Genomic DNA, 14,135 nt, shown 5'->3' with positions numbered 1-14,135 from the left:
CATTGCGGCGATCAGTCGTCGCCGTTCAATCCTGCCCGATTCAACAGAAACTGCGACAGCATCGGCACCGGACGGCCGGTGGCGCCTTTGGCTTTGCCTGAACGCCAGGCCGTACCCGCGATGTCGAGGTGCGCCCAGTTATATTTGCGGGCAAAGCGCGCCAGGAAGCAGGCGGCGGTAATCGCTCCGCCAGGCCGGCCGCCAATGTTAGCCATGTCGGCAAAGTTGGACTCCAGCTGCTCCTGATACTCGTCCGCCATCGGCAGACGCCAGGCGCGGTCGCCCGATTGCTCAGAGGCGCTGATCAGCTCATGCGCCAGCGGATTGTGGTTCGACAGCAGACCGCTGACGTGGTGGCCCAGCGCAATCACGCAGGCACCGGTCAGGGTCGCGACGTCAATCACCACTTCCGGATCGAAACGTTCAACGTAGGTCAGCGCATCGCAAAGTACCAGACGGCCTTCGGCATCGGTATTCAGCACTTCCACCGTCTGGCCAGACATGGTGGTCAGCACGTCGCCCGGACGCATCGCCCGGCCATCCGGCATGTTTTCACAGCCGGCCAGCACGCCGACCACGTTGAGCGGCAGGTTAAGCTCGGCGACCATACGCATCACGCCATACACCGAGGCCGCGCCGCACATATCATATTTCATTTCGTCCATGCTGTCGGACGGCTTAATCGAGATGCCGCCGGAGTCGAAGGTCAGGCCTTTACCGACCAGCACAATCGGCCGCGCGTCGGCATCCGGGTTGCCTTTGTACTCAATCACCGACATCAGCGATTCGTTTTGCGAACCGGCACCTACCGCCAGATAGGCATTCATGCCCAGCTCTTTCATCTGCTGTTCGCCGATGACGCGGGTCGTGACATTTTTGCTGAAGGCATCCGCCAGCTGACGCGCCTGCGAGGCAAGATAGGCGGCGTTACAGATGTTTGGCGGCATATTGCCGAGATCTTTCGCCGCTTTCATGCCGGCAGCAACCGCCAGGCCATGCTGAATGGCGCGCTCGCCGCTGGTCAGTTCACGGCGGGTCGGCACGTTAAACACCAGCTTACGCAGCGGACGGCGCGGCTCGGCCTTGTTGCTCTTCAGCTGATCGAAGTTATACAGCGCCTCTTTTGAGGTTTCGACCGCCTGACGCACTTTCCAGTAGGTGTTACGGCCTTTGACGTGCAGTTCAGTCAGGAAGCAGACCGCTTCCATTGAGCCGGTATCGTTCAGCGTATTGATGGTTTTCTGAATCACCTGCTTGTACTGACGCTCGTCCAGCTCGCGCTCTTTGCCGCAGCCAATCAGCAGAATACGCTCAGACAGGATGTTTGGCACATGATGCAGCAGCAGTGTCTGGCCCACTTTTCCTTCCAGCTCGCCACGGCGCAGCAGGGCGCTGATATAGCCGTCGCTGATTTTATCCAGCTGTTCGGCAATCGGTGACAGACGACGCGGTTCGAAAACGCCAACGACAATGCAGGCACTGCGCTGTTTTTCCGGGCTTCCGCTTTTTACACTGAACTCCATGCACTCTCCTGAATCTTAAAGACAACGGCCGCTGCTGCCGCTAGAATGTAGCGCGCTCATGACCCATTTATTCATCACGGCAGCATGACATTCTGCCGCTGGAGGTCATAATGAATCAGGGTGACAAGATGTTGTTTTTCCACCACCCAAGCGCGTTTGTCATACAATTTTAGCTACGATGACGGCCATTGATGAAGAAAAATGGCAAATAAGCGTTGAAACTAGCGATTTTCCTGCAAAAAGACAAGTTTTCACAGGCGTACTAAGCGTGATCATCATTAGATATCTGGTTCGGGAAACGCTCAAAAGCCAGCTGGCTATCCTCTTCATCCTGCTATTGATCTTCTTTTGCCAGAAGTTAGTCAGGATTTTAGGAGCCGCGGTGGATGGCGAAGTGCCGACAAACCTCGTTCTGACACTGTTAGGACTCGGCGTGCCTGAAATGGCACAACTTATACTGCCCTTAAGTCTGTTTCTGGCGATCCTGATGACGCTGGGACGACTCTATACGGAAAGTGAAATTACCGTCATGCACGCCTGCGGCCTGAGTAAAGCGGTGCTGGTCAAGGCGGCGATGGTCCTGATGCTGTTTACGTCGCTGGTGGCGGCGGTGAACGTCATCTGGCTCGGTCCCTGGTCATCCCGTTATCAGGATGAAGTGACCCAGAACGCCAAAGCCAACCCTGGCACGGCGGCGCTGGCGGCCGGGCAGTTCCAGACCTCCAGCGATGGCAGCGCCGTGCTGTTCATTGAGGATGTCAAAGGCAACCAGTTCGGCAACGTGTTCCTGGCGCAGTTACGGCCGAAAGGCAACGCGCGGCCTTCGGTGGTGCTGGCTGACAGCGGTCATATGGAACAGCATAAAGACGGTTCGCAGGTGGTGACGCTGGATAAAGGTACCCGCTTTGAGGGCACCGCGCTGCTGCGCGACTTCCGCATCACTGACTTCACCAATTATCAGGCGCTGGTGGGCTACAAAGAGGCCACGCTGGACCCGAACGATGCGGAACAGTCGAGCTTTACCGGCCTGTTCGGCAACGACTCGCCGACTTTCCGCGCCGAACTGCACTGGCGTATGACGCTGGTGTTTTCGGTGCTGGTGATGGCGCTGATGGTGGTGCCGCTCAGCGTGGTCAATCCACGTCAGGGCCGGGTGTTGTCGATGCTGCCCGCGATGCTGCTCTATCTGATCTTCTTCCTGCTGCAAAGCTCGCTGAAGTCGAGCGGGGCGAAAGGGCGGCTCGATCCGGCGGTCTGGATGTGGGTAGTGAATATCGGCTATCTGCTGCTGGCGGTGCTGCTTAACCTGTGGGATACGGTGCCGATGCGTCGGGTCCGTGCCCGCTTCACACGCGGAGGATCGGTCTGATGTTTCGCGTACTTGACCGCTATATCGGCAAAACCATCTTCAATACCATCATGCTGACGCTGTTCATGCTGGTGTCGCTCTCCGGCATCATCAAGTTCGTCGATCAGCTGCGTAAAACCGGTCAGGGCAGCTACAGCGCGCTCTCGGCCGGTTATTACACCCTGCTCAGCGTGCCGAAAGATATTGAGATCTTCTTCCCGATGGCGGCGCTGCTGGGCGCACTGCTGGGGCTGGGGACGCTGGCACAGCGCAGTGAGCTGGTGGTGATGCAGGCCGCCGGTTTCACCCGCATGCAGGTGGCGTTGTCGGTGATGAAAACCGCGATTCCGCTGGTGCTGCTGACCATGGCGATTGGCGAATTTGTTGCGCCGTCGGGCGAGCAGTTGGCGCGTAACTATCGGGCGCAGCAGTTGTATGGCGGGGCGCTGGTGTCGACGCAAAACGGCCTGTGGGCGAAAGATGGCAACAACTTCATCTACATTGAGCGCATCAAAGGCGACAATGAGATTGATGGCGTCAGCATCTACAGCTTTAACGATCAGCGTCGGCTGCAGAGCGTGCGCTATGCCGCGACCGCGACCTGGGATGCGGCGAAAAAGCACTGGGCGCTGTCACAGGTGGATGAGTCGAACCTGACCGATCCGAAGCAAATCACCGGTTCGCAGAGCCTGGGCGGCGAGTGGAAAACCAACCTGACGCCGGACAAGCTGGGCGTGGTGGCGCTCGACCCGGATGCGCTTTCGATTCGCGGCTTGTATAACTACAGCAAGTATCTGAAGCAGAGCGGCCAGGAGTCCGGGCGTTATCTGCTGAATATGTGGAGCAAAATCTTCCAGCCGCTGTCGGTGGCGGTGATGATGCTGATGGCGCTGTCGTTTATCTTTGGTCCGCTGCGCAGTGTGTCGATGGGCGTGCGGGTGGTAACCGGCATCAGCTTTGGCTTTCTGTTCTATGTGCTCGACCAGATCTTTGGCCCGCTGAGCCTGGTTTACGGTCTGCCGCCGATCATGGGGGCAATTCTGCCGAGCTTCGCCTTCTTCGCCATCAGCTTGTTTATGCTGATCAAGCGGCGCTAAGCGAGCACCGCAACTGAAAAAGGCCGCGTTTGCGGCCTTTTTTGTTTTTTAAGCTGCAGACGAATGCTGCCATCGCTTTAGATTCAGCGGTCTGGGAGTAGTGGTTTCAGCGGCTGTGATTGCCTGTACGCTACGGCGCTGATCTGTTTAACCTGCAGGCTCAGGCTCAGGGAACATACGCCTTTCGCAAAGACACAAAAACGCCATCCGTGGCGGGCTCAGCGCAGGCCATCCGTGGCCCGCGATGCTTTGCTACCGGCGTATGTTCCCATCGATTTAGGTTTGTCAGCGGTCTGGACGTTACGGTTTCAGTGGCTGGAATTGCCTGTACGCTACGGCGCTGATCTGTTTAACCTGCAGGCTCAGGCTCAGGGAACATACGCCTTTCGCAAAGACACAAAAACGCCATCCGTGGCGGGCTCAGCGCAGGCCATCCGTGGCCCGCGATGCTTTGCTGCAGGCGTATGCTGCCATCGCTTTAGGTTTGTCAGCGGTCTGGATGTTACGGTTTCAGCGGCTGTGATTGCCTGTACGCTACGGCGCTGATCTGTTTAACCTGCAGGCTCAGGCTCAGGCTCAGGCTCAGGCTCAGGCTCAGGCTCAGGCTCAGGGAACATACGCCTTTCGCAAAGACACAAAAACGCCATCCGTGGCGGGCTCAGCGCAGGCCATCCGTGGCCCGCGATGCTTTGCTGCAGGCGTATGCTGCCATCGCTTTAGGTTTGTCAGCGGTCTGGCAGTAGCAGCGACTTTATGCCGCGCTGACCGTCTGTTCAGGGCTTATGGCCGGGGAGTCTCTTTCAGTGTCGTGATGAGTTGCTCTCTGTTGAGTGCGACACAGTAGGCGGGGGTGGCACGCTCGAAACGCCAGCCTTCCGCTAAGGCTCCTGCATCCACCGCATCAAATCCAAAGGCTTCATACAGCGCCATGGCGATGGCTTTGCCTTCGCGGTCATCGCCTGCCAGCGGTATCGCCCGACGATGAGCATCGCCTGCGGGCACGCCCTGGGTTTCAAGATCGGTCATACGGATGGCATTGAAGGCCTTGGTGATCCGGCTGTTGGGTAACAGGCGAGCCAGCCGCTCGCTGCTGCTGATGCGGCCAGTGAGCAGTTCTTCAATTTCGCCATCGCGTTCGGGATAGTAATTGACCGCATCCAGCACGGTTTTACCCTGCAGTTCCGCTGCCGGAAGCTGCTCAAGCGCGGTGAGCGGCACGGCAATCACCACCACCTGGCCAAAGCGGGCAGCCTCAGCGGCGGTGCCGGTTTCGCAGCCAATCATCGGCTTCAGACTGAACAGCGTACGGGGATCGCGGGAATTGCTCAGCATCACCTGATGTCCCGCCTGAATCGCCAGTTTCGCTATCGCCCGGCCAACAAAGCCTGCGCCAATAATGCCTATTTTCATGGGGTGCTCCTCAATGTTGATCACACTCTGACCTTAATTAAAAACAATGGGTGAATAAATCGACAAACAGACGCAATATAAACAACCAACAGGAGGGAATCATGGATCGGCTTACCAGCATGAACGTGTTTGTCAAAGTCGCCGAGTCAGGCTCCTTCGCCGCCGCGGCCGGACAGTTGCAACTCTCACCGCAGATGGTGGCAAAGCACATCGCCACGCTTGAAAAGCATCTCGGCACGCTGCTGCTGCATCGCACCACCCGGCGACAAAGCCTGACGGATGTAGGGCGCAACTATTACGAACGCTGCAAAATTGTGGTGGCGGAAGCGCAGGAAGCCGATGCGATTGCGCTGGATATGCAGCGCCGACCGTCCGGGACGCTGAAGGTCAGCGCGCCGGTCACCTTTGGTTCTTTTAGCCTCGCTCCGTTTGTCACCCGCTACCTGGGCCAGTTTCCCGAGATGGAAGTCGATCTTGAATTAAGCGATCGGCTGGTTGATCCGTTTGAAGAGGGCTATGAGGTGGTGATCCGGATTGGTGAATTAGCCGACAGTTCGATCATCGCCCATCCGTTGCAGCCTTATCAGCTGATTGCCTGCGCATCGCCGGCCTATCTGGCGCGGCACGGGGTGCCCGCCACGCCGGCTGAACTGGTGAAACATGCCTGTCTGGTGTATGGCATCTGGTCGCCGTCGAAACCCTGCCGCTGGGTGTTTACCCGGGCGGGTAAAACCGAAGAGGTGCATCCGCAGGGACGTATGCGATCGAATGACTGGAAAGCGCTGCTGCATGCGGCGCTGGAAGGCTATGGCATTACTCTCGGACCGGCCACCATTCTGGCTGAGGAGATCAGGCTGGGGCGGCTGGTGCAGGTGCTGCCCGATTATGCCGGGCCAGCGCGACCGATGAATCTGCTGATCCCGGCTGGCCGTCGGCAGACGGTGAAAATCCGCAGCTTTGTGAACGCCATCCTCGCTGAGTTTGGCCGCTACCCGCCGACGGCCGGCTCGCCCGGTGACTCAGCGCGACAGCAGCGGAATCAGCTGCGGCAGCTGTGACAGCAGATAGAGAATCAGGCCAATGGTGCCGCCAACCAGCGTGCCGTTGATGCGAATAAACTGCAGGTCTTTACCGATATTCAATTCGATCTGCTGCGACATATCGCGTGCATCCCAGCTCTTCACGGTATCGCTGATATGGCGCGTCAGGAAGCCAGCAAATTCCGGTGCCACGCTACGCGCTGCCTGTTCGAGGTGCTGATTCATTGAGTCGCGCAGTGCCGGATCGGCGGCCAGGGTTTCGCCCAGCCACAGCGCCGCACCGCGCACTTTCTCCTGCACCCGCGAATCGTCGCTGCTGAGGTCCGCTTTCAGCCAGTTACGCATATCGTTCCACAGCTCGCCGATGTAGCGATTGAGCGTGGCATCCTCTTTCAGCCAGCTCTTGATCACCTCGGCGCGCTCCGCCATCTCCGGGTCGGTTTGCAGTTTGACGATCAGCCGATCCACCGCCCGGTTAAAGCCGAGACGCAGCTCGTGGCCCTGATCCAGCGCCACATCATCCAGCAGCGAATCGACCGCGTTCGCCACCAGTTCAGCACTGTGCTCGCCCAGCCACTCGGTCGGCAGCATTTTGGCTTTGATCGGATGTTCACGCTTCAGCCAGCGCACCAGTTGCTGCGCAATGAACTCGCGGGTTGAGGGCTTATGCAGCAGCGCCAGCAACTGTTCGATCGCCGCGTCCAGCAGCGCCTGATGCCGATTGTTTTTGGTCAGGCTCTCCAGGATCAGCGCGCTGGTCTGCGTCAGATCGACCTTATCGATGGCGCGATGCACTGCGCGGCGCATGAAGTTCTGAATACGCGTGTCATCGGTCAGATCGAGGAAGCCGCGCATCACCTGCAGCAGATGTCGGCCGATTCGGTCAGCATTGCCGGGCGCATTCAGCCATTGCGCCAGCAGGTGCGACGGATCGTGACGGCGTATCAGGCTGAGCAGCGAATCGGTATCGAGAAACTTCTCCTGCACGAAGCGGCCGAGATTCTCACCGATACGATCTTTGTTACGCGGGATAATCGCGGTATGACGCGAGATAAAGGGCACCGGCACCCGGCGAAACAGCGCCACTACCGCGAACCAGTCAGCCAGCGCACCGACCATTGCCGCTTCCGCTATCGCTTTCACGCCGCTGACCCAAAAGCCGGGCGGCAGAAACAGGGTGATGATGAAGGTCGCGGCAGCCAGTAACAGCAGCAGCAGCGCCAGACGTTTAGTCCGTTTCAGTTCGTGTTGTTTATCCATATCCTGATCTTAGCAGAGAGCGTTATCAGCGGCGACGGCCACCCAGCAGGCTGCCGAGCACGCCACGAATGATCTGTTGAGTAATCTGTCGGGTCGCGCTTTTCGCCATGGTCTGAACCACGCCATCGTGCTTGCCGCCGCGTGGTCCGGTGCGGCCAAACAGAATCTCTTTCAGCCCACCGAGAATTCCCTCGTCGACCGCCACACTGTTGCCTTTGGCAGGCGGCGCGTTGCTCTGTTCGCTGCTGGCCTGAAAGCCCTGTTGCAGCCGTTCAAATGCCGATTCACGATCGACGCCGCTGTCATATTTGCCGTACAGCGGTGAGTGGTTAATCAGGCCGTTGCGTTCATCTGCGGTCACCGGTCCCATGCGCGAGCCAGGCGCAATCACCATCGCCCGCTCTACCACGGACGGGCTGCCTTTAGCATCGAGAAAGGAGATCAGCGCTTCGCCAGTGCCCAGCGCCTGAATCGCTTCCACGCTGCTGAACGCCGGATTGGCGCGCAGGGTGTCGGCCGCCGTTTTGACCGCTTTCTGATCTTTCGGCGTGAAGGCGCGCAGGGCGTGCTGCACCCGGTTACCGAGCTGTCCCAGCACCCGATCCGGAATATCCGCCGGGTTCTGGGTGACAAACCAGACGCCAACGCCTTTGGAGCGAATCAGCCGCATCACCTGTTCGATTTTTTCCAGCAGCACCGGCGGCGCGTCGTTAAACAGCAGATGTGCCTCATCGAAGAAAAACACCAGCTTCGGCTGATCGAGATCGCCGACTTCCGGCAGATGTTCATACAGCTCAGACAGCAGCCACAGCAGGCTGGTGGCGTAGAGCTTCGGCATCTGGTAGAGCTTCTCCGCCGAAAGAATATTGATGAAGCCTTTACCCTGATCGTCGACCCGCATCCAGTCGGCGATATCCAGCATCGGTTCACCGAAGAAGTGCTCCGCGCCCTGTTGCTCCAGCGCCAGCAGTCCGCGCTGAATCGCCCCAACCGAGGCGCTGTTAATGTTGCCGTATTGGGTCTGGAAGCTTTTGGCGTTATCACCGATGTACTGCGTCATGGCGCGCAGATCTTTGAAATCCAGCAGCAGTAAGCCCTGATCGTCGGCGATGCGGAAAATGATCTGCAGCACGCCGCTCTGTACTTCATTAAGGTTCAGCAGGCGCGCCAGCAGCAGCGGGCCGAGATCGGAGATGGTCGCCCGCACCGGGTGGCCTTTTTCACCGAAGATATCCCACAGCATCACCGGATTGGCCTGCGGCTGCCAGTCGGTAACGCCAATTTTCGCCAGCCGCTGCTGCAACTTTTCGCCCGACTCGCCTGCCATCGCGACGCCGGTCAAATCGCCTTTCACATCGGCCATAAATACCGGCACGCCAATCGACGAGAACGATTCTGCCAGCTTTTGCAGGGTGACGGTTTTACCGGTACCGGTCGCGCCGGTAATCAGACCGTGGCGATTGGCCATTTGCGGTAATAGATCGAGCTGAACGTCGGGCGTCCGGGCAATCAACAGGGGCGAAGTCATGATTTTCCACTCTCAGGCAACGGGTTATGCCTGAAGAATAGCAAGCGGGGCGGGGGAAAGCGGAGAAGATTTCACCGAAAAGCAGCCCGTTGCTCCGCAGAGCAACGGAGCCGGTTACTTCTGCACTTCTTCGAAATTGAGCAGGCTGACACCGATGCCCTGCTGCACGTTGCGGATGTTGCTGCGCACCGCCACCTGAGTGGCGCCCTGCAACATCACCACAAACGGCGACTGCTGCTGCAGCTGGGTTTGCAACTGTTGGTAGCGGCTGCGGCGTTTGACCGCATCGCTCTCACCGGCTGCAGCGCGGGTGGCCGCGCTCAGTTCAGGAATGGTCCAGCCGACGCGCCACGCCAGCGTTTTGCCGCCGCCCGGCACGTTATAGGCAAAGGTGCTGGCGTTGGTATTAGGATCGACGTAGTCCGCGCCCCAGTAAGAGAAGATCGCCTGGAAGTTACGGCTGCGCATTTTGCTCCACAGCTCCGATTCCGCCACCGGCTGGATATCCAGATTCACCTCCGCCTTCGCGAAGCTGGCCTGCAACGCCTGCGCCACGTCGATATACGGCGGTTGATTGACCACCGTCAGGGCAATGTGGGTGCCAGGCTTGATGCCGGCCTGTTGCAGAATCGACCGGGCTTTGTTCAGATCGTAATGGAACGGCGTGCGGGTAATCGCGCCATCAAAGCCCTCCGGCAGGAAGCTCTGATGAATGCGGTATTGCCCCTTTAACAGCTGATTCGCCAGGCTGTCATAATCGACCAGCCAGCGTGCTGCCTGCCATAACGCCGGATTGGCCAGCGCCGGTTGCTGCGGGCTTTGGGTATTAAAGCCGAGGTAGTAGATCAGGCTGGAGGGGAAGGCATCGACCCGGACATCCTTCACGCCTTTTACGGCAGCGATCTGATCCGGCCCGAGCTGGTAGGCGACATCCACATCCCCCTGCTGGATCAGCAGGCGGCGGGTTCCCGGTTCGGCGACGCCTTTCAGCAGCACCCGCTTCAGATGCGGCTGTTGCGTACTGTACTGATTGGCTTCCAGCACCAGCGCCTGCAGCGGCACGAACTGTTTGATGGCATAGGCGGCACTGCCGGCGGAATGCGTTTTCAGCCAGCCATTGCCGTAGTCGTTGTTGGCGGCATGCTGTTGCGCCAGTTTGCTGTCGACCAGCGACGCCACCGGCGCGGTGAGCAGCCGTAGCGCCAGATCGCTGCCGATTTGTGCCGGCCAGCGCAGCTCAAGCTGGTGGTCGTTAATCACCGTAAACTGCTGGTCGATATTGTCCGGCGTCCAGCCAAACTCGCCCAGAATAAACGAGGGCGCTTTATTCAGCTTCACCGCGCGGGTTAACGAAAACACCACATCCTGGGCGGTCAGCGGATTGCCGCTGGCGAAACGGGCCTGCGGATTAAGATCGAATACCAGGCTATGCGGGGTATTGCCCGGCTGCCAGCGACTGGCCGCCAGCGGAGATAACTGCTGCGGATCCTGATGATTCGGTTCCAGCAGTGTTTGATAAATGTTACGCAGGCTGCTGGTGCTGATGGTTTCAAAACTTTCGGCCGGGTCAAAGCTGATAATGCCATCGAGCGGCACCGCAATCACCAGCGTATCGGCGGGCGTGGCGGCGTGCACCGGGTGAACCAGCGCCACTGCGGTCAGCAGTGACAGGAGCGTTTTGCGCATAAAAGGATATCCTGAGTCGTTGATTCACCTACTCTATCTGGCGCGGTAAAAACTCAAAATGCCGGTTTGTTCTGAGCTTTGCACAATTATTGCCACGCCAGCTCGGGCATATGACCAAATAACGATAATGACCTGCCGTGATTATTCTGGCGTAATTTTGTCCATTATTTAAATCATCCGGCTTACGCGCTGCCGATCACAATTTGCGCATGCGCTGATTGTCTGGCAATGAAAGTAAATATAATGTTGCCAATGAGAATAATTCTCTTGTATGGAAGTATGATATTTTTTTATCGGTTATTTGGCGTGATGATGACCAGCCGAAAATAATAGCCGGTCGTTACGCGGTAAAAACCCGCTATTACCCGACGATTGTGTGGTTTTAGTATAAATTTCCTCGATCTAAAACTTTTACCTGCCTGTAACCTCAACGCAACACCATGATAAATTTTCACTAAAACACATCTTAAATTCAATTTTTACATTCAGACACATTTATATCCCTAAGATTGCCAGGTTATTAACCGATATGTTCCGTTATTCACATAAAAATTATTATACCCACCTCGTAGGTTCTGCAGGCGTCTGTGCTGTGCGCGTTAATTCTCTGAAGTGACTGGTGACCTGCCAGCCGCTCGCGCTGCCAGCCTTTCTGTTGCATAGCGTATCAGTCGGGTATTTAGCAGATGAGAGTCGTGCGGATATGCTGTTACAAAAACCCACCACCAGGCGTAAATTTTTGCTGGGCTCATTACTGGCGCTGCCATTAAGTGAGCTGGTCTTTAAAGGTATTACTGCTGCGCAGGCCGCAGAGATGGCCGCCCCGGAATTAGCTGACTATAAACCGATCTTTTTCTCTGCCGATGAATGGCAGTTTATCCTCGCGGCCACCGATCGTTTGATTCCGGCGGGCGGCAAAGGTAAAGCGCCAGGCGCGCTGGAAACCAACGTGCCGATCTTTATCGATCAGCAGCTGCACAGCGAAGAGTTTGGCAGCGAAATCTACCTGCAGGGCCCGTTCAACACCCAGGCGCCCGCCACCATGGGCTATCAGATCCCGTTCCGTCCGCAACAGATGTATCAGACCAGTATCCGGCTGATTAATCAGTGGTCGCAGAGCACTCACCAGAAAGCGTTCCATGCGCTGACGCTGGAAGAGAAAGATGCGGTGCTGACTCAGGTAAATAAAAACGGCATCGACTTTGCGGCACTGGGCGAACCCAACCTGAAGGCGTCTCAGTTCTTCAGCCAGCTGCTTTCCGATACCAAGCACGGCTACCTCGCGGACCCGATGTACGGCGGCAATAAAGGCATGAAAGCCTGGATCGCCATCGGCTTCCCGGGCGCGCGTGCCAGCTTCACCGAATGGGTGAAACAGCACAACGTTCCGTATCCGCTGGGTCCGGTCAGTGTTAAAGGCGAGCGCGCGTAAGACGCATTCCGAATCAGGGTTTTGAAACAGGATTATCATGGCACAGGTTACTAAAAAAGAAGTCGACGTCGTCGTCTGCGGCCTCGGCTGGGCCGGCTCGCTGATGAGCATCGAACTGGCACTGGCAGGACTTGAAGTGCGCGCACTGGAGCGCGGCGGCGATCGTGATTACGACGAGTTCGCCTATCCAAAACCGGCGGATGAATACGCCTACGCGGTGCGCAACAAAGTGTTCGCTACCCCGGCAGAAGTGGCGGTTACCGTCCGCTACAACAGCAGCCAGACGGCGCTGCCAACCCGTAAATGGGGCGCGTTTGCACCCGGCACCGGCGTTGGCGGTTCCGGCCTGCACTGGACGGCAGTGCTGATCCGTCCGACACCGACCGATATCAAACTGAAGACCTATGTCGATGAGGCTTACAAGCCGGGCATTCTGCAGGATGATATGCGGGTGATGGACTTCCCGTTCAGCTGGGAAGAGATCGAGCCTTACTACTATAAATTCGAACTGATTTGCGGCCAGTCGGGCAACACCGGCAACCTGCGCGGCCAGATCCTCGAAGGCGGCGATCCGTTTGAAGGTCCGCGTTCGGAGCCTTATCCGCTGCCGGCGCTGGATGACACGCTGAACAACGTGATGTTTAAAGAAGCGGCGAAAAAGCTCGGTTACCATCCGTTCCCGAACCCGTCAGCCTGCGTGTCACGCGCGTGGAAAAACCCGTACGGCAACCAGATCGCGCCGTGCAACTACTGCGGCTACTGCAGTAAATATCCGTGCCTCAACTACTCCAAAGCCTCGCCACAAACCGCGGTAATGGATTCGCTGAAGCGTATGCCGAACTTCTCTTACGAAGTGAACGCGGAAGTGATCAAGGTAGTGCTGAACGATGATAAGAAAACCGCCAAAGGGGTGATCTACATCGATGCACAGGGCAACGAGTGCTTCCAGCCAGCCAAAATTGTGGTGCTGAGCAGCTTCCAGCTCTACAACGTGCGCCTGATGCTGCTGTCCGGCATTGGCAAACCGTACAACCCGATCACCGAAGAAGGTGTGGTAGGGCGTAACTACGCCTTCCTGTCGAACGGCGGCGCGACCCTGTTCTTCAAGGATAAAAACTTCAACCCGTACGCCACCGCTGGCGCGACCGGCCAGATGTTTAACGATATCTCGCCAGGCAACTTTGATGGTCCCTCGCTCGGCTTCCTCGGCGGCGCGAAGATCCACAGCTCACAGGCGACCGGTACGCCGATCAGCACCGCGCTGCCAAAAGGCACGCCAACCTGGGGCCTGGGTTACAAAGAGGGGCTGGAAGAGTGGTACGGTCATTCGATGAAGATCAGCATCACCACCACCTGTCAGTCTTACCGCGATATCTATCTGGATCTCGATCCGAACTATAACGATCACCGTGGCCTGCCGCTGCTGCGTATGACCTTCAACTGGAAAGAGAATGAGTTGAAGCTACAGCAGCACCTGAAAGGCATTGTCGGCAACATCGCCAAAGAGCTGAACCCGGACAGCATGAGCATGAGCTTCCTGCCGATGGGCGCGGATTTCGACCTGACCAAATATGTCTCTACCCACAACGTGGGCGGCGCGGTGATGGGCGATAACCCGAAAACCTCGGCACTGAACAAGTACCTGCAGAGCTGGGACGTGCATAACGTGTTTGTGCCGGGCGGCAACGCCTTCCCGCAGAACTTCCAGGCGAACCCGACCGATACCATCGGCGCCATTACGCTGATGGCGGCACAGGCGATCAAAGATCAGTATCTGAAAAATCCCGGCCCACTGGTACAGGCATAAGCGC

The 14,135-nt window shown here is 57.7% G+C and carries 10 protein-coding genes; 5 read left to right on the top strand and 5 right to left on the bottom strand.

Going from position 1 to position 14,135, the window contains the following annotated elements; all coding sequences use genetic code 11:
* Positions 1-11 precede the first annotated feature (11 nt).
* On the bottom strand, positions 12-1,523 hold the full coding sequence (gene pepA / locus ACLIBF_RS18420) for a leucyl aminopeptidase (protein WP_031375817.1): 1,512 nt from the start codon (positions 1,521-1,523) through the stop codon (positions 12-14).
* A 268-nt stretch (positions 1,524-1,791) separates the two neighbouring features.
* On the opposite strand from pepA, the gene lptF reads away from it, so the two are divergent.
* Together lptF and lptG are read left to right on the top strand one after the other, a co-directional pair.
* Positions 1,792-2,892 carry an LPS export ABC transporter permease LptF gene (lptF, locus tag ACLIBF_RS18415; protein WP_031375816.1) on the top strand — a complete coding sequence of 367 codons (1,101 nt, stop codon included), beginning with the start codon at positions 1,792-1,794 and terminating at the stop codon, positions 2,890-2,892.
* Complete coding sequence (gene lptG, locus ACLIBF_RS18410) at positions 2,892-3,968, top strand: LPS export ABC transporter permease LptG (RefSeq protein WP_046289167.1); 1,077 nt, start codon at positions 2,892-2,894, stop codon at positions 3,966-3,968. The genes lptF and lptG overlap by 1 nt, the downstream gene beginning before the upstream one ends.
* 780 nt (positions 3,969-4,748) lie before the next feature.
* On the opposite strand, the gene ACLIBF_RS18405 is transcribed toward lptG, so the two are convergent.
* Positions 4,749-5,378, bottom strand: coding sequence for an NADPH-dependent F420 reductase (locus ACLIBF_RS18405; protein ID WP_089561317.1), 630 nt, complete (start codon positions 5,376-5,378; stop codon positions 4,749-4,751).
* A 101-nt stretch (positions 5,379-5,479) separates the two neighbouring features.
* Here ACLIBF_RS18405 and ACLIBF_RS18400 point away from each other — a divergent pair, with 101 nt between their 5' ends.
* The gene (locus ACLIBF_RS18400; protein WP_279809671.1) at positions 5,480-6,436 is read left to right on the top strand and encodes a LysR family transcriptional regulator; all 957 of its coding nucleotides are present in this window, start codon (positions 5,480-5,482) and stop codon (positions 6,434-6,436) included.
* Here the strand turns inward: ACLIBF_RS18400 and ACLIBF_RS18395 are convergent.
* The 3 genes from ACLIBF_RS18395 to ACLIBF_RS18385 all read right to left on the bottom strand — a co-directional run bounded on the left by ACLIBF_RS18395 (position 6,398) and on the right by ACLIBF_RS18385 (position 10,892).
* Positions 6,398-7,678 carry a DUF445 domain-containing protein gene (locus ACLIBF_RS18395; RefSeq protein ID WP_069728811.1) on the bottom strand — a complete coding sequence of 427 codons (1,281 nt, stop codon included), beginning with the start codon at positions 7,676-7,678 and terminating at the stop codon, positions 6,398-6,400. The genes ACLIBF_RS18400 and ACLIBF_RS18395 overlap by 39 nt on opposite strands.
* A gap of 25 nt (positions 7,679-7,703) precedes the next feature.
* On the bottom strand, positions 7,704-9,206 hold the full coding sequence (locus ACLIBF_RS18390; RefSeq protein ID WP_279809672.1) for a helicase HerA-like C-terminal domain-containing protein: 1,503 nt from the start codon (positions 9,204-9,206) through the stop codon (positions 7,704-7,706).
* A 114-nt stretch (positions 9,207-9,320) separates the two neighbouring features.
* Positions 9,321-10,892 (bottom strand): ABC transporter substrate-binding protein, encoded by a 1,572-nt coding sequence (locus ACLIBF_RS18385; protein ID WP_448310246.1) that lies wholly within the window; start codon positions 10,890-10,892, stop codon positions 9,321-9,323.
* Positions 10,893-11,595: 703 nt separating this feature from the next.
* On the opposite strand from ACLIBF_RS18385, the gene ACLIBF_RS18380 reads away from it, so the two are divergent.
* Positions 11,596-12,324, top strand: coding sequence for a gluconate 2-dehydrogenase subunit 3 family protein (locus ACLIBF_RS18380; RefSeq protein ID WP_031375812.1), 729 nt, complete (start codon positions 11,596-11,598; stop codon positions 12,322-12,324).
* Between the two features lie 37 nt (positions 12,325-12,361).
* Positions 12,362-14,131, top strand: a complete 1,770-nt coding sequence (locus ACLIBF_RS18375) for a GMC family oxidoreductase (protein WP_031375811.1) — start codon at positions 12,362-12,364, stop codon at positions 14,129-14,131.
* The last annotated feature ends 4 nt before the right edge of the window (positions 14,132-14,135 follow it).

Source organism: Pantoea sp. PGP6, from assembly GCF_053474785.1.
This window is presented reverse-complemented; position numbering and strand designations above follow the sequence as displayed.